Below are 24,895 nucleotides of genomic sequence, written 5' to 3'. Positions count from 1 at the left end.
GTGATGAGTTACGTGGACGGACACAACGATGATCCCACTCCCTTCGTCTGGTCCAAGACAGCAGAAGAGATCATCGAAAAGGTTGGCAGAGCCAGGCGCGCGCTGGATAATGCCCCAACAGCGTGAATCACATCACTAGGGGCTGATAACGGCGAAGGGGGCCTCATGAGCTTCCGTGAGGCCAGACCCCACGCTGTCGTGACAGACATGCGCATGCCCGAATCCGATGGAATGGCCCTGCTCGAGCAGCTAGCTGCGGAGTCGCCAGAGACACCGGTCTTCTGCATCACCGCGTGGCCGCAATGGGAGGCGAGCGCCGCCGCGATCCAAGGAGGAGCCCGGGAGTACCTCAAGTGGCCTCGGGACCTGGATCGCTTGATCGCTTGATCGAGCGAGTTGAAGAGTCCCTTCGATCGCTGGAGTCCATGCGGTCGGTCTCGAGATCGCTTGAGGCGAGGAAGAGGCGCGATCTTCTGACTTCGCTCATGCTGTCAGAGGGAGGGAATGTGACGAGAGTCGCCAAGAGGCTGGGATGCTCCCGGAAGACCGTCTACGACTGGTGTAGTCGCTACGGGATCCGGATTCGCGAGTAGGCGCATTCCACATTGAATCCCGCCCTCCCGTTGGCCCGCTTCGCTGTTGGACGCCCTCAGCTGACGCTTGCGTTGAGTCTCGTGGCCACTGTGGCTTTCAGTGCCGCTTGGTCGGAAGGGCGCGCCAATTCTAGCATCCCGGGGTGTACGCGGTGCGGCGTTGCTTGAGTGTTGCGCCCGCCTGAGATCGGCTGGAGAACCCCTTGCTGTTTAGACGGAACGCTACTCGGTGCATCGTCGTTGTTTGTCTTCTGGCAGCGCCCGTGGCTGCTCTGCCCGCGAGCGTCACGAATCTCGTGACCTTCGGCGATAGCATCACCGATTCCGGCGCGACACCGCACCTGCTCCGAGAACTCGGCTATGACGCGTCCTTCGGGTTCGTGGACGTGAACCTGACACCTCCTGAAGATGGCTACTGGCAGAATCGTTTCACCAACTACTACAACGCGGCAGACTACGTCTCGATCGAACTCGAGGGACAGGTTGCGACATCCAGGGAGTTTGGCGGAGACAACTACTCCTATGGCGGGACGACGGCTGCGGATCAACCGATTCTGTTCGACACATTCCCGCCGTTCCAGAACCTTCCGGATGTGCTTCGCGACTTCGGTCAGAGCCTGTTGCCTCTTCTGGGTGTCGACCTTCTCAATCTCGGTGAGCAGGTTGGTCGGTACCTGTCCGATGTTGGCGGCAGTGCCGACCCGGGGAGCCTGCACGTGATTCATATGGGCGGCAACGACGTCCACACATTGGTGCAGGCCGGTGCGCAAGGGGTCGACCTCAGCCGGGCGATCGAGAGCTCGGCAGACGCGATCCTCGATGCCGTGATGTCACTGCATGCGGCGGGTGCGGAGCACGTCCTGTTCGCAGGCATCTCGAACCCAGGCATCACGCCGAGGTACGTCGGGCGCAGCGACAACATCGCTGCAGCGACCTCGGTCGCAGGCCGCATTCAGGATGCGGTGGGACGTTGATCGAGGCGTGGGCAAGCCACAAGAGCTTTCAGCCCAGGAAGATGCTGGAAGAGGTTCCAGGTGGCCATCAGGTGACCGCCGCGGGAGATCGTGGCTTCGACCAGCTCGGCTTCGTCGACGGGTGCCGCGACCTCGCCGTCACGCCCCACGTCGCACAGAATACGACGAATCGAAAGAGCCGGATCGACGGACGGACGACGCGTCACGAGGGCTACGCCGTCAGCCAGCGTCGCCGAAAGATCGTCGAGGAGGTCTTCGGGTGGATGAAGACGGTCGGACTCTTACGGAAGACGCGTCACCGTGGGCAGCCACGCGTCGACTGGACCTTCACGTTCACGGCCGCCGCGTTCAACCTGGTTCGGATCCGCAACCTCCTGGCTTCCCCGTGAACCTCCTGAGGACCTCGGGGCGGGGCCGGCGCGCGGACCGCGCGGAATGGAGCGGAGCCCCGGACCCCGAGCCTGCAAGCACCCCATCGACGCGACGCTGAGCACGGGCCGCGCGCCGGCCCCGCCCCGAGGCTTCGCGCTACGACCCACCGGTATCCAATTGTAGCACCCTGCTAGGGAACGGCAGGCCCTCTGGTGCATCCGGTTGCATCGCGGAACGCCCCTGCCTATGGGTTCGCCGGCGGCAACGCATCGATGAAATCGAGATGGTCTTCCCAGCCCGGGAGGCACTCCGCCCACGCCCCCGGCTGACAATCGCTGTCCGATTGTCGGAGAAGCGCGAACACGCTCATGGGGTCGAGGCCCGCCTCTTCGTACGCGTCGAAGTCAGTCGGGGAATCACCGTAGGCGAGGACGAACTCTAGTCCGAGTTCGTCCTCGATCTGCCAGATCGCGTCCCGCTTGTAGCGCCTCGTCTCTGCGCCGGCGATCAGAAGTCTGTCGGCGAAATAGATAGGGACGTCAGGAAAGCCCTGGGTGCTGAGCCAGAGCGTCGTCGGAATCTCAACCACGCTCGGGCGCGCCGTCAGGAGCACCACCTCGTATCCGAGATCCAGGTAGGCGCGAACCGAATCCTGCGCGAACGGCCTCGTGCCAAGCAGGTCGAGGGTGTCGCGTGAGAGCGTCCCGTCGACGTCCATGAGGACGGCCTGACGGATCTCGCCCGGCGCGTTGGGCGGCTTGGTGCAGCCCGTGAGCAGAAGTATGGAAGCAGCGACCGCGACGCAGGTCAACTTCAGAAACATGAGCACCCCCTGGACGGCGCCTCGCCCGCCCGTAAAGCGCCGATCGAAAGCCGGCGCACCTTCTGGGCCTGAGTTTCAGGCCGGTTTGAAGAAGTTCCCCCCCAGAACACGCAGAAGTGTACTTATCCCCGAGGGCGCGAAGCTGACCATTTTATGACCTGCGACGATTCGGGCATCAGATCGCACCGATCTTGTGGGCCCAATGCGTCGAGTCGTTAATTCTCCTGGGCTGTTCCGGTTCCTCGGAACAGGGAGGGCTCACATGTCACTTGGTTCGCGTTGGATCGTCCTGGCACTCGCGCTGCTGACCCTGCCGCTCGTTGCGGCGCGCTGCGACGAGCGGCGGGGAACGTCTCCTGATCCGCTTTACCCCTTCGTCCTCGTGCACGGGTTGTTCGGCACACAGACGTACACCGGAGGGCTCGACTACTGGTATCGCATCCCGGAGGCGATGGAAGACGAGGGCGCGAGGGTCTTCATCGCGCAGTTGAGCGCGGTCGGAGGAAGTACGGTTCGCGGCGAGCAGCTTGTCGCGCAGGTCGAAGACGTGCTCGCGCTGACCGGCGCGGCGAAGGTCCATCTCATCGGTCACAGCCAAGGAGGGTTGGATTGCCGGTTTGCCGCAGGCGTCCGCCCTGATCTGGTGGCTTCCGTGACCACGGTTGGAACTCCCAACAAGGGCGCTGAGTTGCCCGGCCTCCTCGCGCGCGGGATCCTAGACGACGGGTCGTTCTCGAGTGCCCTTGTCGACCTGTTCGGCGCGTCGCTGGTGCCGCTCGTCGAGTTGATCGGGGGGAGCGCCGACCCGCTCGAGGTTCGTGCCGCGGCCGAATTGCTGGCCCCCGAGACCGTGGCGGCCTTCAACGAGCAGTTCCCGCGTGGCCTGCCGATCGGTTGTCACGACGGGGACGCGGAGGTTGATGGGGTGCGATATTACTCGTGGACGGGGAGCTCGACGGTGACGAACCCGCTCGACATTACGGACGCGCTGCAGGCGGTCGCGGGGTTGGTCTACCTCGGCGTGCCAAGCGATGGGCAGGTGACCGTGTGCAGCGCCCAGTTCGGTCACGTGATCGCCGACGACCTGCGGATGAACCATTTCGACCAAGTGAATCAGGTGCTCGGGCTCACCTCTCTGTTTGAAGTCGACCCCCGAACGCTCTTCCGCGACCACGTTCGGCGACTGGCCGAACTCGGTCTGTAGTTCGCCCCGTGGTCTGGTGCGATGCGCCGGGTGCGGGTCGGGCATCGCTCGATCGCGGGGGCTCGTCGGGCGCGACGTGGTAGTAGGTCGGGGTCCGCACCGTGGCCCGACTCCCATCCCCAACTTCGGACTTCCATCCCTATTTGTTCCCTCCCCCATTTGGGTTGGGGAGGGGGAGGATTCGGAGCGTCCTGGCTGAGCAGTTCGTGACAAAGCGCGTTGGATCCCGTGACACGCGTTGACGCAGCGCGTTAGGGTGCTACTTCCCTTGCCACTCGAACATGTTGCCGGACTCGCTTCGCGGTCCCAGGCAGGAGATCAGTCATGAGGAAGTCAGTCATGGTAGGGAAGCCGATCGGGAGGACTTTGGTGCTGGGTGCGCTCGCGCTCGTGCTGTCAGCGATGAGTTGCGAGCCCGGTGCTGAGGGGTCCGGCCCGACGTGCACGGACGAGCGACGCGCAGTGATCGTCGACTTGGACGGCACGATGACCGACGACCTGATCGCACCGTGGGCGCTCAGGGACGGGACCGCGGAGCTGATCGAGGCCTATCAGGGGCTCGGCTACGAGGTCATCGTGCTCACCGGCCGATGGGTCGGAGACCTGAGCGGTTTCGGGGGGATCTCGGCGGTCGACGTCGCGGACTTCTTCGACTGGCCCCTGTGTCAGGAGATCTGCGCGTGCGTCTGGTGGGATCTGTCCGGGAACTGCACGAAGCGGATCTGCGAGGATGTGTGTGCGCCTGCCTTGAGCCTGTTCGACCTCACGGACATCATCACGTTCGCAACGCCCGAGTTCGTTCGTTGGGTGACCGAACTATGGATCGACTGGAACGGGCTGACGCCCGATGAGGTGATCACGTCGCCGACGTTCATCTTCCCCGTGGAAATCATCGACTTCAAGATCGAAGTCATGCAGTCGCTGATCGACGAGGGGGTGGTCCTGACTCACGGCTACGGAGACGACCTGGCCGACATTGTCGCATACGAAGCGGTCGGGATTCCGGCCGACGGCCTCGTGGGCGCTCGGCGGCTTCTGACGGAGTCCGACTGTCTCGGCGACTTCACGCACTGCGTCGCCGACGGCTTCGGGCCGCACATCGAGTCCTATGTGTCGGAGCAGTTGCCCGTCTGTGACTGATCCACGGGGCGTTCGCGTGCCTGGGCCTGCTGCGCCCGAGTGCGGTCGGAGGGCGCGCGTGTCATGGATGCAGGAACTCGGCACTCGGCTCAACCGCGAAGCCGGGAGCTGGTTCGCACGGGCCCGCAACCCGTTCCCGGCTCTTGACGACGGGTCTTGCTGCATAGGCGATGTCGATCTCTAGGTGGACCGGCCGCGAGGCCCTAGTCAGTCCACCTCGGCCGGGGAGGGGCTTCTGGCGTCCGCGCGTTGGCAGGTCTGCTATCGTGAGGCGCCTTCTTTGGAGGGGCTGCGTGGCGCGCGTCTTGTTGGTCTGGGAGCTCGGCGCGCAGCTCGCGCATCTGCGCAATCTGGAACGCGTTGCCCGCATTCTGGCGAGTCCGGAGAACGTCGTCGCGGTGGCGCTTCGCGAACTGGATGACGCGACACGTTGTTTCGGCGATCTGTCCGTCCAATTCTACCAGGCGCCGCTCCGACACCATCCTTCCTTGGCGCCGCCTGGTGAGTTCCTCTGCTTTGCGCACCTGCTGGCCGCCGCCGGCTTCGACGACGAGGATTCGCTGACGACGCGACTGTCCGCGTGGCGGAGCATTCTGGATGGGTTTCGGCCCGACCTCGTCGTCTGTGACCACAGCCCTACCGCGCTACTGGCGAGCCGAGGGCTCCCCGTCCGCCGCGCCGTCTTGGGGCCGGGTCTCTTTGTCCCCCCGCCGGCGTCGCCTTGGGGCGTTCTTCCCGGCGTCAAGGTCGACGCAGCGCGGACAGAGAAGATCCAGCATGACGAGGAGCGCGTTCGCTCCGTCGTGAACGCAGCCGCGGACGCACTTGCGATCCCGCCGCTCCGCGCGCTGTCCGATCTCCACGACGGCGCCCGCTCGTGGCTGTGTACCGTGCCCGAGCTCGACCCCTTCGGTCCACGCCCTGACGAGTCGTATTACGGAGTGGGAGGCGTCCCGGGCGCGGCGCTCCCGCCCTGGCCGTCCGCGGATGGGCCTAGGATCTTCGCGTATCTGGCGCCTTTTCCGCGCCGAGGCGAATTCCTCGCAAGCCTCCGCGACGCCGGCGTCCCCGTTCTCGTGCACGGACGCGGGATCCCCGCACCGGAGCGAGCGAGAGTGAGCGGGGAGACCCTGCGTTTCGTCGACCCTCTCGTCGACCTGCGCGGTCTGGCGGAGGCGTGCGACTTGTTCGTGTCGAACGGCTCTCACGGAAGCGTCCTGCAGACGCTGCGCGCGGGCGTCCCGCAACTGGTGGCTCCCTGGTTCCGAGAGCAGCAGTACACGGCGAGCGCTGTCGAGTCCCTCGGGGCGGGGGTCGTGGTCGACGCGCGGCGTGGCGACTTCGCGAAGGCACTCGAGGCGTCGTGGGCCGCGCCGGTGCGGGATCGGGCTCGCGCGTTCGCACGGCGGCATGAGGGCGCGTCGGCCCGCGAGCAGCGATCCTTTGAGGTCGAGGTGCGGTCGCTGGCGACCGACGACCGTTGAGCCTTCGGGGCGGGACGCCGTGAGCTACCGGCTGCTCTCCTCGTGCTCGACCGACGCGGCGCGGATGGTGCTCTCGCCGACTACACGGGCATCGCCATCTGCGACGGCTACAACGCCTACGATGCGCTCTTGCGGGAGCGGAAAGGCTCAGATCTCACGCTCGCGCACTGTTGGGCGCACGTGCGGAGGAAGTTCGTCGAAGCGGAACCCCACTACCCCGAGGCCGGCGAGATGATCGACCGGATCGGCCAGCTCTACGCGATCGAGGCGGAAGCGAAGCGAGTGAGCCCCGAGGAGCGGCTGGCCACGCTGGCCGCCCTTCGCGCGACGCAGTCGAAGCCGGTCCTCGACGAGATCCGCACTTGGCTGATGACGCAGCGAGTGCTGCCGCGCTCTGCACTGGGGAAGGCCATCGCCTACACGAGCGGCCTGTGGCCGGGACTCGTGCGGTTCCTCGCGGACCCGAAGATCCCGCTGGACACGAACTCCGTCGAGCGGGCGCTGCGCGGCGTCGCCGTGGGCCGCAAGAATCACTACGGGAGCCGATCGGAGCGAGGGACCCGCGTCGCCGCGCTCTTCTACTCGTTGATCGAGTCCGCCAAGCTGTGCCACGTCGAGCCCCGGGCCTATCTCCAGGAAGCGACAGTGCGTGCGGTTCGGAACCCGGGCACGGTGACCCTCGCGCGCGATCTCACGTGTTCCGACGCATGAGCCAGGAGATCATGCTGCGCTCGGCGCCCGAAGGCGTCCACGAGGGCGGGGACTCCGGGCGGAAGAGGTCTTCCGTCCGCGCGGAAGAGGTCTTCCCATTCGCCACGGCTCCATGCTCCCAAGTGCCTGAAAGTGCTAGGGCGACGCAAGCGGCACGAGTCTTGCTGTATGAATTCGCAGGGAAGGGGAACCGCCGACAGGCGGCTCCCCTTCCCGTCTTTGTGCGACACGGACAAACCGATAGTCATACCGGAGGGGAGAATCATGCTGAGTTTCAAGAGGGTCCTTCTCATCGGTGCGCTGACGCTGGGCGCGGCATCGATGACGACAGACGTCGCTCGAGCGACCGTCATCGATCTGAACGATCAGCGGGGGAGCAGCGGAGACTTCACGTTTTCCTCACCGACGGATGGCCCACTCGGGGCGAGCGGCATCTCACTCGCCTTCAGCGCCGGAATCTTCGATTCGGGGAACCCGGGCGACAACCAGGGCGCGTACGCCCTGGACGCCGCAGAGGACTACTTCTTCGTGTCGGGCTCGAATGGGTCTGGCACGACGGAGACCATCATCCTCTCGGGTCTGACCGCCTCTGCCTATGATTTCACGCTCTATGCTTCACGGGCCGGCAACTCCACACAGCAAGGGCAGATCGCCGACTACACGATCCACGGCCTGTTCAGTGACGGGGGCGAGTCCGACGACTTCGAAGCTTTCGCGGACGGGTTCAGCGCCGGTACCGAGATGCTCTTCAGCAACGTGAGTCCCATCGCGGGTACCATCACGATTTCAATCACAACGAATCCGGGCGACCCCTTCCCGACCCTCGATGGCGGCTCGGCGATCTCGGGCCTCGACAACTACCACGGGCTCATCAGTGCGATCGCCTTCACACCCGTGCCCGAGCCCGGGACGGGTTCCCTGCTGCTTCTCGGGCTGGGCGTACTCACGGCGGCCGCTCGCGCACGCAAGTAGCGGATAAGCGGTTCAATCGGGGTTTCGAGGTCCGACAAGGTCCCGTTCTGACAGATTTCGGGGGAATCCCAGGCTACGAGGACCGTAGGTGGTCATGGCCGAGGTCTACGAGCGCCTCGTCGCCGCCGGCAAGCCCCGAAAGCTCGCCATGGTTGCCATCGCTCGAAAGCTCGATGGCGACCGCCCACCAGATCCGAGATCTGATCACCGAGACCACCACGGGCAGCGTGCGACCCCGCCTTCCGCGCGAGGTGCGCGATGACGTCTGCCGTTACGCAGCTCGCCGGCGCGAGCAGGGCGCGCCCTGGGCGGCGTCGCCGTCGGCAGGGAGAATCACTACGGGAGTCGGTCAGAGCGGGGCACCCGGGCGGCGGCGCTCTTCTACTCGCTGATCGAATCGGCGAAGCTGTGCGGCGTCGAGCCGCGTGCCTATCTGCGAGAGGCCACGCTGCGGGCTGTCCGGAACCCGGGGGGCGGCCACGCTTGCGCGCGACCTCAAGTCACCGGAGTCCTGAGAGAAATCGGCGATTGACCTGCCAGCCACGAAGAAGCGACAGTGGCCGAGGACCTACGCTCAGGGGACTCCGCTGTCCCTGCGCCCCATCCCTACTTGAAACCTGACCCGGATTCGGACGCGCGCCCTCGGCATTTCCTGGGGCTCGTGCAGCCGGGCCTCCACGGGGTCCTCCAGTCTCCCTGTGTCGGCGGCGGTCCATCGTCTCGCTCGCGCTGCTTCGGCGCGTTCGGTCCTCGGGCAGGCTTCAGTCGTTCGCGGGGGCGGGAGCCGCTGGTTCGATCGCGCATAGTGGTCTCGAGCACCGCTTCGTGGCAGCTGGTCAGTGTTAGATCGGCGAAAACTCGCCTCGAGGGGGGGTTTTTCGTTGAGTGGGGTAACCCCCCCCAAGTAGTATCGGCTCGTTCGCGGTTCCGAATAGTTCCGCCCCGTTTTCACCTGACCGTTTCCGTGCCCGTTCGCCGTCCCTCATTCGCACGAAAGATCCTCCATGACAAGTCTACGCTCCGGGTTGTTGCCCCTCACCGTGCTGGCCGCTCTGCTCGTCGCCAGTCCCTCCGGGGCATGGAAGCCGTATACCCACAATACGACCGCCTTTCAGGCCTACGATGATGCCATCTCTTGCGACGACCCCGTCGCGTGTGCCTCAGGTGGGACCAACGAGGGCGGCGGCGACGTCGAGGTCAACGGCAACCACTACGCCCTCGACCCGGCACTCGTTACGGCGTTGCGAAGCTGGCCGGCCTACTACAACGCCGGTGTGATCGGGCCCGATGGCTTCCCGGACCTGACCTACGGGCAGTCGACGATTCACCCGGAGCTCACCGGCGAATGGCTCCAGCACGTGCTCAGCAGCGCGTGGGCGGATCAGGATGGCGCCGCCGTCGACGCGGACGGCAATCCCTTGACGGCGGAGCAGAAAGAGCAGGCCCTCGCCTTCGCGTACGGCTTCCTGACCCATGCTGCGGGTGACATGTGGGGCCATACGATGGTCAATGACTTCGCCCGCGGAGCCTTTCCCGGCGTGGCGGACGTGCTGTCGCGTGACGACGACGCCGGCATCGCGATTCGTCACACCATCGCCGAGGGATACGTCGGGGATGCCACCCCCGGGTTCGACGGCAACTCAGACCGCGGTCTCTGCACGGATGCTGGCTCCACTTGTGCGTCGGACGCGGACTGCAGTGGCTCGTGCACCGACAACCAGTGCACATCGGTCTCGTGCACCGAAGACTCCGACTGCAATTCGTCATGCCAACTCGTTGGCCTCTGCGCGGACGGCGCGATGTGCACCAGCGATTCGGACTGCTCCGCCGGGCCCTGTGACTTCTCCGACGACAGCTCTCCGGCGATCTCGTTCGCGGCTCCGTCGGACTTCATCTACCGGACGTTGATCGACCCGAGCGCGGCGACGCCGCTGGACGGCCGAGGCCCTCTGATCGGCTTCTTCCTCGATCTGCGCGCCGACCTGGCAAGCTATCGAGACGGCTTGAACGGGGACCTCAGTCAGGTCGACGACCTGACTGACCTCGTCGACGACTTCCAGGCCGACGACGCGATCGTGGCTGCTGCAGAGGGAATTCTGGCCGACATCGAGACCGATGTGGCTGCCGTGAACACGCAGTGCGCCGTCACGACTGAAACCGTCGAAGCCTGCATCACGCTACCGGCGCTCCTGGGTGGCGGGGAGTTCTGTTCCGGGGATGCCTCCGTGCAGTGCGACTTCCAGTTCCAGAACCTGTGCAATCTCTGCACAGACGTGGGTGGCACCGTCTCGAACGGGGAGTGCTTCCCTCCGGCCGAGGTGAGCATCGATGTCGTGAGCGATCCGCTTGCGTGCGTGTTGAGCCTCGGTGATCTGAGTGTCTCGGTTGCCGCGGCGTCGGCGCAGAGCGTTTTCTCCTCCGTGAGCTTCGACTCGCTGCCCTCGTTGAGCATTCCGCCGACACCCGCTGAGATCAGCGCGATCGGTTCGTTCCTGACAGACAACACGATCGTTGCGGATGCCCAGACGGCCGTCCTTCTGGCACAGCAATCGCTCGAGGTCGCCCGAGAACTCCTGTTGAAGCTCTACATCGACGCCTGGATCGACGACATCGACCAGGGCCTGCGTGGGTGGCCTGAGGGCGTCGGGCTCGCCACGACCCGCGGTCTGTTCGATCCTCAGGCCCGCCGCGACTTCATTCAGAACACCCCCGGTGTCCAGGGCGCGAGCGGGGTTCCGATCAGCGGCGGCTGCGCCAACTTGTGCAACCCCGCCGAGGGGGGTGACGACACCAGCACGCTGTGCGTGACCTGCGAAGCCGGAATCGGTTTGGGTGCCGTGACGAGCGCTCAGCTCGACCCGTTTCTCGCGTCGGACATCCCCAAGATGCTGGGCTTCCCGGATGACATCGTCGACCTCCAGGTCATCCTTTTTGACTTCGTTGGCGACCTGACGTTGACGTTGGTCAGCAGCTTGAGGGGCCCGCTCAATCCGCTCGTGAGCACCGTAGCCGACGTCCAGATCTGGTTCTCCGACCTGTACATCCTGGTCTTCAAGGAAGTCTTCGGCATCGATGTCGAAGCGCTGGACGAGTTCCTGTACAACGCACCGCAGTACATCTGCCTGGACGACGATACGCCCGAGGGCGTTGGATCGTTCGACTTCCCCGCCGCGGTCCCGTCGGGAGGCGACATCACGTTGTTCCCGCCGTCCTTGATGACCCCCGATCCGGTGGAGGAAGACGACCGGCTGGACGACTTCGTCCTCAACCTGGTTCTCCCGCAGATGACGCACCACGAGCCGCCCCCGGATCCCAATTTCGAGGACGGCTGCGGTCCGCTGAAGGACGAGGCTGAAGTCGCGTTCGGCGACGGCGCCGCAGATGCGGTCGCAGCGAGCGATCTGCTCGAGGATGAAGCAGGGCCGCTGACCAATACGGTGACGCTTTCGAAGCTCCTGCTCCTTGGCGGCAGCGAACTGAATCGGTTGCTCGGTGACATGACCGGGCGCACGATCGCGACCTACGCCGACGGCACCGTGCCGGCGAACGTGATGGTCAACGGTCTCGGTACGGTCGACCTGTCGGGCTTCGATCCTGCCTACGGCGAGGTCGACACCTGGCTGCGATCCATCGACGGCGACCACCACTGGCGGAAGGACGGGGCCCCGCGCTTCTGTGACCTGGAGGACGACATCGACTGCTGCCCGTCCGGTGCACCGTTCTGCACGCAGGAAGCGGATCACGTCGATCAGGATCCCACCTGCGGTGTCGGCGACGGGCCTTGTCCCCGAGAGGCCCTGCTGAACGGCGGGAACGGAAACATGCCGCTCTTCGAAAGCTGTGTGCTCCGGCCGGCGTTCCGCGAGTTGTTCATCGATTGGGAGAACGGCGACGAGACGTTCCCGGATCTGAACGATGACACCTCTGCTGATCCGTCGAACGACCCGAGCGCGCCGGCTGCCAACCTCGCGGTCAGCGGGTCCAGCTTCGTCGGTGCGAACCTCTTCGTCGCCGCCGGGAATCAGCTCACGCTGAGCGCCGTCGACACCCCGGCGGGCCAGGGCTTTGCCGACGAAGATCTCGCGCTGGAGCTCCGCGTGTATGCCTCCGGCGACACGCCGGGCAGTTTCGCCGCGGCCGAACAGGGCGAGACGTTCAGTCTCGTCGGCGTCGATGGCGACTTCGTGGTCGAGTATCGGTCCGGCGACCCGTGCCACCCCATCGCGGACGTCACTGCGACCATGCAGACCGCGACGTTGGATACGACGGCTCCGACCGTGTCCTGTGGCGGTGGCTCCGGCGGGACCTTCGATACGGACACTCAGGTCAGCGTCTCCTACTCGGCAGACGATGGCGATGGGGCTGGAGTCGCCTCCGCCGAGGGGCAGGTCGACGGGTTCCTGGCGACGGGAGGCACGGCAGCCGCTCCCGCCGGGAGTTCGCTCGACGCGTACGAGTTGCTTCCCGGGACCCGTACCGTGCTCGTCGACGCAGAGGATGAGGTGGCCAACGCAGATCAGGTTCCGTGCGAGTTCGAGGTGCACGCCACCTCCGAGAGCTTGGTCGCGAACCTCGAGCGGGCCACCACTGAGGGCGACATTCCCGAGTCGGTCGCGACGACCCTCCAGCTGTCCCTGAGTCGGGCACAAAGGTGGCACCGGCTCGGTCAGTTCGAACGGGAGAAGCAGGATCTCCAGCGCTTTGCGGACCTCTTGGGAGGCGCCGCGGGGCAGGTGAATGCGCAGACGTCCGCACGGCTCGTCGAGTTCGCGCTGGATGCCATTCAGCAGCTTCCGGCTAGCGGATCCGTCTGCGGCATCGGCATCGAGCTGGTCCTGCTCGTTCCCCTGGTTCGTCGGCTTCGCCTGCGCCGGCGGAACCGCTGATTGCGGATTCGATCCGCGGCCATTCCATCTTTGAGAAGTCCAAACGCGTGGAGGCGGGCCAAAAAAGAGAATGCGAGACGGAGCCTGTTCGACGAGAGAGTCTCAGAGACCGCTCACGGCCATCGTGTTCTGGAAGATTTCCGCCCGCCCGGGTGAGAGTCGCGAAGGAAGAATCCTGTGTTGAGACGTGCCCTTGAGGCGATCGTGGCCTTCCTGTTGGTGGCGCCCGCCGCCCACGCCATCCCGATGACGTTTACGAACCTCGCCTCGTGGCAGGCCGCCGTAGGCCTCGCTGAGTCGGTGGCGGATTTCGATGCCGAAGCGACGGGCGTGATCGCTTCGGGGGGGAGCGCGGACGGGATCACCTTCTCCTACGCGTTTGCAGGCGGCGAGGAGCTGGTCGTCACCGATGCCTTCGACACGACGTCGGCGCCGAACTTCCTCGGCACGGACGACTTCGATCTGTTGGCAGACGGCAACGAGTTCTCCATGGCGTTCGCAGCCTCGAACGCGATCGGTCTGTTCATCCTGAGCGCGGACGTGTCCGGCGGGTTCCTCGTCGACGGAGACATTTCGCTCACGGCGGGGGGCGGGACCGCGACCCTCGATGTTTCCGAGATCGAGGCGAGCCTTGCCTCGGGAGCGGACGTCCTCTTCCTCGGCATCGTCGACCCCGACGCCACCTTCGCGACGGCCTCCCTGACGACGCCCAATGTGGGGTTGATTCCCGACTTCTTCTACAACGTGGATGACGTTCGCCTCGCTCTTCTCCCGGTCCCGGAGCCCACGATCGCCGGGTTGATCTGTTCCTTCGCGCTGTGCTGCTGGCACCTGCGAGGCCGCCGCCGGCGCGTCTAGCGCGCTCTCCCGGTCCGGTGGGGCCGGGGGCGAAGTGTCTCCCGAGTTCCCCCGTCCGGTGGGGCCGGGGCCGGCGTGTCTAACGCGCTCTCCCGGTCCGGTGGGGCCGGGCCCGGCGCGCGGTTCGGCGTCCTGCCGGTCGGGCGCGCCAGGTGGGTCTGAGAATTCAGATCCCTGCGGGTGTTTTCGCGGACCTTCTCGACGACCGCGGAAGGCGGCGGCGCCTTGCATTCGGCCGTCGCGGCGGGCGCCGCAGCGCCCTCGGGAGCTCACGGGGTTCCCCGAGGCGCGCCGAATCGCGTTCCTCACTGCGGTCCGTGACGCGCCCGAGGCATCGCCGCGCTACCGCCCCCAGAGGGCGCCCCGTTGGTTTGAAAATGATCGGCTTCGGGGGGTGTGCCCTGTATCAACATGGGGCGTAACCACTTCCTGTGTGTCTAGGGGCACCCCTGTATGAAACGCGCTTTCTCGATTCTGAACCGGCACGCACGGCGGCGTCTTGCCGCCCGTCGACGCAAGGACCATCACGGCCGTCGTCCGCGCGTTGGCCTCGAAGCGCTCGAGCCGCGGATCCTGCTCTCGGCGGATCCTGTGCTCGACGTCGTCCGGGCGGGCTTGGAGCCCGCCGCCGCCGTGGTGGCGCCCCTCGACCCGTCGGACCTACCGGTCGACCCTGTGGAGGCCCCGGCCGAGCACCTCTACGCGCCTGTGGGAAACGCGGATCTCATCGGCAGCCTCCACGACGTGCTCGCGGAGGGGCACGTCGTCGACCATTCCCACAATGCGGCGTCCGACGCGCGTGAAGAGGCGGGGCCGGATGCCGACGCGCCCCAGGTCGTCTTCCTCGACTTCGACGGGGCCGACGACGCGGTCTACGAGGGACCCGTCACGGTCTCGGACATCGAGGTCGCTCCGTTCGCCGCGCCCGAGAGCTTGCGCGGGCAAGAGGACGCGATCCTCGCTGCGATGATCGACACCTTGGAGGGACTGTTCGATTCCAGTTCGGTGGTCTTCACGGCCGAGGGTCCCGAGGAGGGACTCGACTACTCCACCGTCTACGTCGGTGGAGACGGCGCAGCGTTCGCGCAGTACGGCTTCTTCCTCGGGCTCGCCGAGACCATCGATGTCGGCAATGCCGATCGCTCCGACGATGCCTTCGTGTTCTCGGAGGCGCTCAACGAGCTGCTCGAAGGCGGGCGGGATGGGTCTTCGTACGCAGGCTTCGGCCCCGACGTGTCCCGGATCTTCCTCGAGGATGCGGCGTCGTATGGCGGCGCGTTGGCCGCGGTGGTCGGCCACGAACTCGGCCATATCATCGGTGGCGAGTCTCATGCCGAGCACGCCGTGGAGCACGAAGGCCCCCTCGACGAGGTGGCCTTCAAGCCGTACACGCACTTCCAGATCGCCGAAGACGTCCGGGCGGACATTCTCGACGATGGTCTCATCACCCTCGAAGGCCAGGCGTACGAACTCCACCCGCTAGTGCTCAGTGCGCTCCGGGACTATCCGAGCTTCTACTACGCCGGGTCGACGGGACCGGACGCCTTCCCCGACATGCTCTTCGGCCAGTCCCTGGTGCACCCCGTGGACACGGGCGTCTGGGGCCAACGCGTACTGGATTCAGCGTGGGCGGCCCAGACGGATCCGGCCTGGAGCGACGCCGAGCGGTCCCAAATTCTCGCCTGGTCGTATGGCTTCCTCAGCCACGTGTCGGCCGACGTGTGGGCGCACACGCTCGTCAACGAATTCGCCGAGGGTGCGTTCCCTGCCGTCGGCGCTCTTCTGACGGATGAGCTCGCCCAGAGCAATGTGATTCGGCACCTCCTCATCGAGGCCTACATCGCCGACGCAAGCCCCGGTTTCGACGCGAATGGGGCGCGGTCGCTGCTCGTCGACGGCGACATCTCCGACGACGCGACACCTGGGATCGAGTTCGATGCCCCGGTCCGCTTCATCTACGAGGCGCTCACCAAGCCTTTCTCGAATGATCCGTCGGTCACATCGGACAATCCGGATGGCTCGCGGGGACCGCTTCTCGATACCCTGTTCGAACTGGAACAGGTGGTCGGGGAGGCCGCCTCCGCCGCCAGCCCGCGTCCTGATGAGTCGTTCTTCGATCTCTCGTTGTTGGCTCTCGACGGCGACCCGTCCAACGACCCTTCGGAAGAAGACCTGCTGTCCGCTTACTTGCACGAGTGGTCGGACAGCGTGGGATCGACCATCGAGAACTGGGGGCAGTTCGGGCTGGCGACGGCGCGGGCACTCTTTGACCCCGGGGCCGCGCGAGATCTCGAGAACCTCAAGGGCGAAGAGCTGGGCTCCGAGCTGGATCGCCCGCGCGTCGAGATCGAGAGCCGGGTCTCTCTGCTCCAGACCCTTCGAGCGCAACTCGACGATCTCGACGGCGACGGGAACAACGACGACTCGTTCATCGACAACTACCTGCTGCCGGCGTTCGGGGTGCCGCGAGACTTCGCGGCCGTCCGAGGAACGTTGGCCGACTTCTCCGATCTGGTCACCGACGAAATTCTGGCGCCCATCGGCGTGGCGTTGCGCCCGGTGGACCAGGCGCTCGGCGACCTCACTCAGTTCGTCGATGACTTCCTGAAGGACCAGGTGCGGGAGAAGTTCGGTGTCGACATCGACGTGTTCGAGCTGCTCTGGGACAACCTTCCGTCCAAGCTCGACCTCGCGCAAATCACGATCGGTGGCGTGACCCTGCCGATCTTCGAGGAGGGAGATCGCGAGCGTCTCGACGAAATCCTCGGCATCGAAGGAGCGTCGCGAGCGGTTCCCTTCGACGACGTGGTGGGCCCGGTCGTCGACACCCTCGACGCCCTCACCGGGACCGACGTGCAGAGCGGCCTCGACGAACTCGAGCAGATCGTCGCGGAGAACCCCGGTCTGGGTCTGGCGTTCCACGACGACGCCGCCGGGCGACTCAACGACAACGTCGAGTTCGACAAGGACCGGTTCGCCGGGTACCGGAACTCGGTCACGCTCGCCAAGCTCGTGCTCTTGCACGAAGCCGACCCGCTCGGTGGCGGCGAGGTCGAAGGCGAACTGAGCCGGTTGATGACCAACCTGGTCGGGCTGGCCGATGGCGGCGGGTCGATTCTGGGGATCGATGTCGACGGCGACGGGGCGATCACGTTGCCGGGCGCGGGAGGGGTCGACCTCCCGTCCTACGATTTCGGCCTGCTGAATCTCCACGGCGCGCACGGCGGGAACGTGTTCACGGCCACCGTTCAGCGCCCGGGCGAGACCGTGTCGACGAACGTTCTCGAGGCCCTGTCGGAGGGGGGGCGGGAGCAACGCCCCGCCGACGAGAGCCCCTGGCTCACGTCGATCGACCGCGATCACGTGTGGCGCGAAGACAACCTGACGTCGACGACGGCGAAGTACCGCTTCGCCGCCCCGGGCGATGGAAGCTCCACGACCCGGGTCACGTTCGACGGTCTGTCAGCCGGTGCGTACGACGTTCAAGTCACCTGGGCGACGCGGGGCGAGATCGACCCGGCGACCGATGTGCCCTACCGCGTCTTGGACGGCACCACCGAGGTGGGCACCGCGTCGATCAGTCAGCGCTTCTTCCCCGTCGGTGAACGGGTGGACGTCCCGGTCTCCGACACCGGCACGGTCGAGCTTACCTTCCAGAGCCTAGGCAGTTTCGACGTCTCAACGGGCTCGCTGGCGGTCGAGATCAGCAACGCCGGGGATGGCTTCGTCGTCGCGGGGCCCGTCCGGATCGTATCCCTGGAGACAGGGGAGGCGACTCTCGTCGAGCTCTCGCGCGATGCCGATTTCGCCTTCGCGAACGACGTCGACGGGTACGTCGAGAGCGGGGCCTGGTCCGATCTCGCCTTCGAACAGGGCGGCGGGAACTTCGCGCTGTGGGAGAGCGATCTCTTGCGGCCCGCGTTCCGCTCGCTCTTCCGAGATTGGGAGAACGCGGATCTCGCGTTCCCGGACCTGGGCGACGACGCGACCACCGACCCCAACAAGGTCGCGGGAGGCGTCGTTCCGGAGTTCGTGTATCCGGACCTCTCCACGAGCTTCGACCTGCTGATCCCCGCCGACCTCGGCGACGGCGTCGACCTGGTGCTGAGCGGCGACGTGGTCCGGGTCGAGACCGGCGACTTCGTCCTCGGCACCGTCTCCGGTGATGGCGACGCCACGCGTGACACCCTCGACCTGTCCGTCCAGGGCCGTCTCACGATCGTCGGCGATCTGGGGGGGCTGGGCGTCGGAGACCTCACGCTGCAGGCGACCGAGGGCATCTTCGTCGCCGAAGGGGTCTCGATCTCCAGCCGCCTCGAGGACGCGCTGGGGGGGTCGACCGGTGCCTCGGGTGAGATTCTGCTCGCCGCACCGACGATCCAGCTCGGAGCGGGCGTCGTGGTTCGCGCCGACGGCGATGGGGCGTTCGCGGACGGCGACCTCGAGCTTCGGGCCGAGCGCGATGACGATCTCACGTGGACGCTGGACGGCGACTTCTTCCAGCTCGGCCTGACCGATCTGACGGCCTCGCTGATCGACCTCGGCGCGGGCTCCCAGCTCTACGGCGGGAACGTCACCGTCGCGACGGCCGCGTCGATCGCGAAGCTCGCGGACACGTCCGGGGATCCCGATTCGCAGCTCGATGCGCAGCTGGAGTTCGACATCGACGAGGGTCGTTTGTTCGAGTTGTCGAGCGCCGCGGCGGCGATCTCGTCGGCCTCGCTGTCACGCGTGACGGTGCGCGAGGGAGCACGGATTCGAGCGGACGGCGACGTCGTGATTCGGGCCGACGCCGATTCGTCCGCCGACCTGACGACCAACGGTCGATTCCTGGGCGTCTCCTACGGGAGTTCGACGCCGACCGCAGAGATCCACGTTCACGCGGGCGCCGCGGTCGAAGCGGCCGGGGACGTCTCGACGATCGCCTCGGCCACGAATCTGGTCGACGTCGAGGTGCGTGTGGGCAGCATCGCCTTCGCGTTCGACCTGGTGGCCGACGCTCAGACCTTCTCGGTCGAGGTCGACCCGACCACCACGCTGGACAACGCCGAGAGCTCCGACCTGATCGCCGACCTTCAGGCCGCCGTCGACCTGGCGGTCGGCGTGGCCGACGCGATCACGGTCCAGGAAGGTGCCGAGGGAGCGATCCAATTCGTCAACGGGACGGCAGGTAGCTTCGCCGCGGTCGACGCGGACGGCGCCGCGGCCGCGCGAGTCGCGAATCATCGCCAGGACTCTGCGCTGATCGGCGAGAGCGGAGACGCCGCAAACGTCTCGGTGGCCTACGGCAAGGGTCGCACTGCGGCCCGCTTGGATGTGAAGCCCGGCGCCTCGTTCGAGGCCGCGAATCTGTTCGCCGAGGCGACGGGTTCGAATACCTTCCGCACGCAAGCCCTCTCGGGAGGCTACGCGGGCGGCGGCGGCGCGGGCTACGGCTCGACCGTTGCTGTCAGTGACTACGATTCGATCGTCGAGGCCTTCTTCGCTGGCACGGTGCGTTCCCCGGGTGATGTCACGATCGCCGCGGACTCGATCAACGTCGAGAATCTGACCCGCAGCTTCGGCGCGGTGGACGAAGGCATCGATGCGATCGCGATCGCCGAACCCGCGGTAAATGCGGTCATCGATTTCCTCAATTCCATCGATCTCGAGTCGTTGGTCGACGTCGTGGACGAGGTCGAGGTCGTCGGCGATGCGGTCGAGGCGATCGATCGCGTCGAGCCGCTCGACCTCGACGGTGCGTTCGACGTCGGCATCAATCTCGGTTCCGCGCAGAGTCTGGCCGGTGGCGAGAACCACGCGGCCGCGCTGATCGGCGGCGGCGCGGACATCGTGGCCGCGGGCACGGTGGCGGTCGGGGCCACGGCGACCGACCCGATTCAGGTCTCCGCTGGCGCGCGAGCCGGCAACGCCGACCTCGGCTCGCTGGGCGGCGCGGTAGCGTGGTCCCGCTTCGACAACCAAGCGACGAGTTCGGTGGGGCATGCCGCCTACATCGACGCGGGGACGGCGCTCGATGTCGAGGCGGCCGCGGAGGTGCCTCGTCCAATCCTCGAGAGCTTCGTTCCAGAGCTCGATCTGCCGGGCGTGGGTTTGTCGGCGGGCACCGATCAGATCGATGATGCCTATCGCACCGGAGAGATCGTCACCGACGAACTCGACGCCGCGCTCGACCCGCTGGGTTCGTTCCTCCAAGCCCAGCTCGGCGACGGTGATCTCGGCGCGACGACTTTCGTCGAGTCGGCCGCAGGTCTCGACGATCGCGCGGCGGTTGGCGTCGCCGGCGGCGTCAACGTGCTCTCGCTCGACAACGTAGCGGCGGCGACGATCGCGCCCGGTGCCCAGATCAATCAGCGCGCCAGCGCGATCGGTCTCGAGGTATCACCGGCCGCGGGCGGCGACGCGGTCGAGTTCGAGATCCTCCGCGATGGCAGCGGAGGCGCCAGCCTGGCCGGTGTGCGCGGCGAACTGCAGGGCCTCGTCGATGCCGCGTTGGTCGATGCCGGGTTGGCGGGGGGCGACGTCGAGGTCCTCTCCGATCTGTTCTCCTTCGTTGTGGCCGACGCCACTCCGTTCACGTCGGCCTTCGGAGCGGGAACGACGATCGTCGACATCGACCTGCCGAACGCCGCCGCCGGAATCGCGGACGCGTTGACCGCTGGCGGGTTCGAGTTCGCACCCAACCCCGATGGGCGGGGCTTCCGGATCGATGTAATCGTCGACCACCCGAGCTTCCCTCCGGAGGCCGCTGGCGCCGTGCTAGAGGTCGACCTCTTTCTGGCCCAGGACTTCTTCGACGGCGTTGAGACCTTCGGGCAGTTCGCCTCGCGGCTCGCTACCGCGATCTCCGATGCCTTCGCTCAGCAGCATGGCGGGCTGGCAGACGCGATTGGCGTCGAGGCCGGGGCCGGGCGTTTCCGGTTCGTGCCGGGGTCGACTGCAGTCGCTGCCGTCCAGGCAGACCTGACGCCCGGGAGCGGGGCGCTTCCGCGGGTCGGCACCGTCCGGGTTGCGAGCGATGCCACCGTCGAGATGGTGAACCTCGCGGGCATCGACGGGGCCACCGTCAGTGCCGCGGCCGGCGGAACGGAAGGGAGTTTCGGCGGGTACTTCAACGGGGTCTTCCTCGGCAACCGCTCCCTGGCGTGGATCGACGATCGGGTCGATCTGATCGGCGCGGAGATCGTGGTCGACGCGAAGGTCCTCTCCGAGGTCCTCGCGCTGACGCAAGCCGGCAGCGAGGCTGGCGAGATCGCCCTGGCGGGGTCGATCTCGATCGTTTCCTCCAGACAGGAAGCGCTCGCGTGGATCGAAGACCGCGCACGGGTGACCTCGCTTGGCGACGTGACCGTCGTGGCCGAGGACGCGTCACGTTTCGTGACGACGGCGGGCGGTGTCGCGGTGGGCGAGACCGCAGGCGTCGGTGCCTCGGTGGCCGTCACCGACGTCGACGCGACGACCCGCGCGTTCATCGGCGATCTGATCTTCGAGGGGACGGGGGGCGAGACGGGGTCCGTTCGTGCGGCGGGGGCCCTGACCCTGGATGCGCATGCGGACGCCGAGCTCTGGTCGGTGTCGGTCTCCGGCGCGAACGCCGGCGGCGAGGTCGCTGCCGATGATCCGTCCCGGGAATACCTGAACCTGATGGCGGCACCGGGTGACGGCTTCGGGACCGTCAGCGGGCCGTTGGCCTTCGGTTTCGGGTTCTCGGCCGATGTCGCGATCAACAACCTGACCGGCGACACGCAGGCCTTCGTTCGCGACAGCCAGAAGGTCGTCGCGGATGCCATTCGCGTCGACGCCGTCGACGAGACGCTGCTAGTCGCTGGCGCGGGGGCCGTGGTCTTCGCCGAGCACGTCGGGATCGGCGGCTCGTTCGCGATGAACCGGATGCGCAAGGCGACCCGCGCCTTCACGAAGCATGCCGACCTCGAGGCCGCCGATGGCGATCTGTCGTTGCGTGCGCTGTCGGATCTCGACGTGGTCGCCTCCACCGACAGCGGCACGGAAGCCGCGTTCAGCAGTGCCGCTGCTGGAGCCGCGAACCTGAACCTGATCGGGAACTCCGGCGAGGCGTTCTTCGGCGAAGGCACTGTCGTTCGCGCGACGGGCCAGGTCGACGCGATCGCCGAGCACCGCAGTGAGATCTTCTCGGTCGCCGGCGGTGATGTCGATGTCGACGACGGCTTGCTCTCGCTCGGCGCGGCGGTCGACCTGGGGATCATCGACAACCGGGTGCGCGCGTACGTGGCCTCCGGAGCGGAGCTGACGGCGGGTGGCGACGTCCGGATCGACGCGACGAGTGACGACTTCGTTCTCTCGGTTTCGGCCTCCGCGGCCGAGGCCGAAAGCGAGACCCAGCGCAATCTGCTGTACAACGCAGGGGAAGGCTTCGACGCCTTCCGCTTCGATGCGGTGGACACAGACGGCTCGGCGGCCTCGCTCGTGGAATCGATGCGGGACGGCTTCGAGCTGGTGGCCGGCCTGAGCTTCGAGATCGTGGCGACGAGCCCGACGGAAGGAGATCTGACCTTCGAGGTGTCTCTCGACGCCGCCGACTTCGCCGATAACGAAGATGGACTCGACGTCGTCGCCGATCTCCAGGCGGCCATCGATGCGGCATTGGTGGCCCGCGGGTACGCCGCGGGCAGTCTGGTCGTCGGTTTCGCAGTGGATGCTCCCTCCCAGTACGTGACCCCCGCGGAGGATAGGGAAGAGCCGATTCCGGCGTGGACCGATGTGATCCGCTTCTCGCCAGTCTTCAATGGGCCCTTCGAGACGGCCGACGTGGGACGGGTCGCGGCCGAACAGGTCGAGGCGCGGTTGTCGGCGGATGGTCTGCAGCTCACGGATCCTGCGGACGTCACGATCGGCGTGGTCGATCCACAGGGTGCGCTGACCGAGTTGACCGTCACGATCGACCGCTCGGCGACCCTGGGCTTCACGACCGCAGACGAACTCGAAGCCTATCTCGAAGCGCAGCTGGACGATGCGCTGGCCGCCGCTGGGCTTCCGACAGGCGCGATCGACGCGGCGTTCGACACGAATGAGGCCCTCTCGTTCGACGTGGGGCGGCGTTCCGAGGTCATCGCTCCCGAAGACACGCTCACGACGTCGCTCGCGCTTGCGGACATCGACGGCGATGGCGATCAGGATCTGATCGCGGGCAACTTCCTCCAATTCAACCGCCTCTACCTGAACGAGACCGTCGATGCCGATGGCGAGGACGGGCCGAGCTTCTTCGAGAGCGGTCAGGAGATCGGCTTCCTCGGAGGCGGCGTCGGCGGTGTCATTCCCGACGCAACGACGTCGATCGCGGTCGGAGACATCGATGGCGACGGTCGTCTCGACGTGATTTCGGGAAACCTCGGGCAGGCGAACCGCTTCTACCAGCAGGCGAACGAGACCGCGCTTTCCGAAGTGCTGGAAGATGTGGCAGAGGCTGCGGACGCCGTGCTCGACGACGTCTTCGACTACGACCCGGTGCCTGCGTTCGCACCCTTCGAGATCGGTGGTTTCGTCGAAGGACAGACGGTCGGCAGCAGCGCGCGGACCGGCGAGCTGCGTCTTCGGGTTCGGGCCGAGGACACGGCCGACAACAGCAGCGCGGCCGACCTGGTCGACGATGTCCGTGCCGTGCTGGACGCCGAGCTGCTCGTTCGGGGGGTGGATCCCGTGGACTTCGACGTCGTCGCGGACGCAGACGGTGTCGTCGTTTCTTCCGAGGTGTACGCGACCGAAGGCCGCCTCGATTTCGCGCACGAAGGCGAGGTCGACGTGTCGACCCGCCCGATTCAGTTCTCCGTTGGCACCTCGAGCCTCCTCACCTCGGTCGATGCGAACGACGAGGCCGCTTCGGCTGTTGCGTCCGAGCGAGACGGGGCCACCTTGGTGGGCTCGTTCACGCTGCCGCTGGTGTTGACGACGCTCGACGGCGACGAGGTCGTCGTCTCGGTCGAGATCGATCCCACGGACACCTTCGACAATCGCGGACTCCCGCCAAAGGGGGGTCCTGCGAACTTGCGAGGTCGGGAGCTCGATCTCGGCGTGGCCGATCTGGAGGCCGACCTCCAACACGCCATCGACGCGGCGCTCGTCGCAGCAGGCTTTCCGCAGGGCACAGTCTCCATCTCCGTGCAGGACGTCTTCACCGACGCGACCCAGAGCGTCAAACTCGTGGCGGGTCTCGGGGGCTTCGAAGACATCACGGGGCTGCGCTTCGCCGGCGACGTCGAGAATTTCGAGGTGGCCGAGGCGCGGGATTCCCTCCGACCGTTCGAGCTGTCCGTGGCCTCACGAACGGGGACGCGCGTGTTCGAGGCGCTCGAATCCGCTGATGCGACGGCGGACGTCATCGGCGCGCAGTTCAGCGTGCTCGGCGCCTTCGAAGGCGATTTCGTGCTCGATTCCGAGTTCAGCTTCGCGCTGGATGTCGCGACGGCGGCCGGCTCGCAAACGCTCGACGTGACCGTGGCATCGGATGTGATGCGGGACAACGTGACCGCTGCCGATCTGCTCGAGGATCTCGAGACGGCAGTCAATCTGGCGTTGCTCGAGGCAGAGCTCGTCTCCGTCACAGACGTCGTGACGGCAGGGCTGATCACCGCGACCGAGGCGCTTCAGCTGAGCGAAGCCGAGGTCGCAACGCGCATGGGCGCGTATTGGGTCGATGCGGGCCTGTCGACGGATACGGGCCGAGATGCGGCGGCGCTAGAGGTCGGCCAGCTTCGCGCCGATACCGATCTCAGCTTGATCGTGCCGGTCGATGAGAGCCTCACGACGGACATAGCGCTCGGAGATGTCGACGGCGACGGAGACCTCGACCTCGCCGTTTCGAATCTGCTCGGTCGCAACCAGATCTACCTGAACGAGGACGGG

The 24,895-nt window shown here is 66.4% G+C and carries 13 protein-coding genes (1 of these 13 running past the window's edge); 12 read left to right on the top strand and 1 reads right to left on the bottom strand.

Going from position 1 to position 24,895, the window contains the following annotated elements:
- The first annotated feature begins 165 nt into the window (after window positions 1–165).
- From GY937_09165 to GY937_09150, 4 genes are all read left to right on the top strand, one after another.
- Window positions 166–387 carry a response regulator gene (locus GY937_09165; GenBank protein ID MCP5056879.1) on the top strand — a complete coding sequence of 74 codons (222 nt, stop codon included), beginning with the start codon at window positions 166–168 and terminating at the stop codon, window positions 385–387.
- Window positions 388–485: 98 nt separating this feature from the next.
- Window positions 486–593: a helix-turn-helix domain-containing protein gene (locus tag GY937_09160; protein MCP5056878.1), complete on the top strand. Its 108-nt coding sequence runs from the start codon at window positions 486–488 to the stop codon at window positions 591–593.
- A gap of 263 nt (window positions 594–856) precedes the next feature.
- Window positions 857–1,567, top strand: a complete 711-nt coding sequence (locus GY937_09155; protein MCP5056877.1) for a hypothetical protein — start codon at window positions 857–859, stop codon at window positions 1,565–1,567.
- A complete protein-coding gene (locus GY937_09150; protein MCP5056876.1) occupies window positions 1,564–1,956 on the top strand; it encodes a transposase in 393 nt (130 codons plus the stop codon). The genes GY937_09155 and GY937_09150 overlap by 4 nt, the downstream gene beginning before the upstream one ends.
- Before the next feature lie 227 nt (window positions 1,957–2,183).
- Here the strand turns inward: GY937_09150 and GY937_09145 are convergent, their stop codons facing one another.
- On the bottom strand, window positions 2,184–2,762 hold the full coding sequence (locus GY937_09145; protein ID MCP5056875.1) for a hypothetical protein: 579 nt from the start codon (window positions 2,760–2,762) through the stop codon (window positions 2,184–2,186).
- A 262-nt stretch (window positions 2,763–3,024) separates the two neighbouring features.
- Between GY937_09145 and GY937_09140 the strand changes: the two genes are divergently transcribed.
- From GY937_09140 to GY937_09105, 8 genes are all read left to right on the top strand, one after another.
- Window positions 3,025–3,966, top strand: coding sequence for a triacylglycerol lipase (locus GY937_09140; protein ID MCP5056874.1), 942 nt, complete (start codon window positions 3,025–3,027; stop codon window positions 3,964–3,966).
- Window positions 3,967–4,290: 324 nt separating this feature from the next.
- Window positions 4,291–5,106: a hypothetical protein gene (locus GY937_09135; protein MCP5056873.1), complete on the top strand. Its 816-nt coding sequence runs from the start codon at window positions 4,291–4,293 to the stop codon at window positions 5,104–5,106.
- 293 nt (window positions 5,107–5,399) lie between these two features.
- Window positions 5,400–6,590, top strand: a complete 1,191-nt coding sequence (locus tag GY937_09130) for a glycosyltransferase family 1 protein (GenBank protein ID MCP5056872.1) — start codon at window positions 5,400–5,402, stop codon at window positions 6,588–6,590.
- 42 nt (window positions 6,591–6,632) lie between these two features.
- Window positions 6,633–7,301, top strand: coding sequence for an IS66 family transposase (locus GY937_09125; protein MCP5056871.1), 669 nt, complete (start codon window positions 6,633–6,635; stop codon window positions 7,299–7,301).
- 264 nt (window positions 7,302–7,565) lie between these two features.
- Window positions 7,566–8,273: a PEP-CTERM sorting domain-containing protein gene (locus GY937_09120; protein MCP5056870.1), complete on the top strand. Its 708-nt coding sequence runs from the start codon at window positions 7,566–7,568 to the stop codon at window positions 8,271–8,273.
- 1,004 nt (window positions 8,274–9,277) lie between these two features.
- Window positions 9,278–13,159: a hypothetical protein gene (locus tag GY937_09115; GenBank protein MCP5056869.1), complete on the top strand. Its 3,882-nt coding sequence runs from the start codon at window positions 9,278–9,280 to the stop codon at window positions 13,157–13,159.
- Window positions 13,160–13,339: 180 nt separating this feature from the next.
- Entirely contained in the window at window positions 13,340–14,017 is a 678-nt protein-coding gene (locus tag GY937_09110; protein MCP5056868.1) for a hypothetical protein, read from the top strand.
- Window positions 14,018–14,470: 453 nt separating this feature from the next.
- Window positions 14,471–24,895, top strand: the start of a protein-coding gene (locus GY937_09105; GenBank protein ID MCP5056867.1) for an LEPR-XLL domain-containing protein. The gene runs 39,936 nt beyond the window's last position; the window shows 10,425 of its 50,361 coding nt (coding positions 1–10,425); the start codon lies at window positions 14,471–14,473; its stop codon lies off the right edge, out of view.

The organism is bacterium (assembly GCA_024228115.1).
Taxonomy (GTDB): domain Bacteria; phylum Myxococcota_A; class UBA9160; order UBA9160; family UBA6930.
The sequence above is the reverse complement of the archived record's forward strand: the minus strand, read 5'-3'. Positions and strand labels throughout refer to the sequence as shown.

Coding starts and splice junctions, on each gene's coding strand:
- GY937_09165 (MCP5056879.1), top strand. CDS start 166: ATGAGCTTCCGTGAGGCCAGACCCCACGCTGTCGTGACAGACATGCGC.
- GY937_09160 (MCP5056878.1), top strand. CDS start 486: ATGCTGTCAGAGGGAGGGAATGTGACGAGAGTCGCCAAGAGGCTGGGA.
- GY937_09145 (MCP5056875.1), bottom strand. CDS start 2,762: ATGTTTCTGAAGTTGACCTGCGTCGCGGTCGCTGCTTCCATACTTCTG.
- GY937_09140 (MCP5056874.1), top strand. CDS start 3,025: ATGTCACTTGGTTCGCGTTGGATCGTCCTGGCACTCGCGCTGCTGACC.
- GY937_09135 (MCP5056873.1), top strand. CDS start 4,291: ATGAGGAAGTCAGTCATGGTAGGGAAGCCGATCGGGAGGACTTTGGTG.
- GY937_09120 (MCP5056870.1), top strand. CDS start 7,566: ATGCTGAGTTTCAAGAGGGTCCTTCTCATCGGTGCGCTGACGCTGGGC.
- GY937_09115 (MCP5056869.1), top strand. CDS start 9,278: ATGACAAGTCTACGCTCCGGGTTGTTGCCCCTCACCGTGCTGGCCGCT.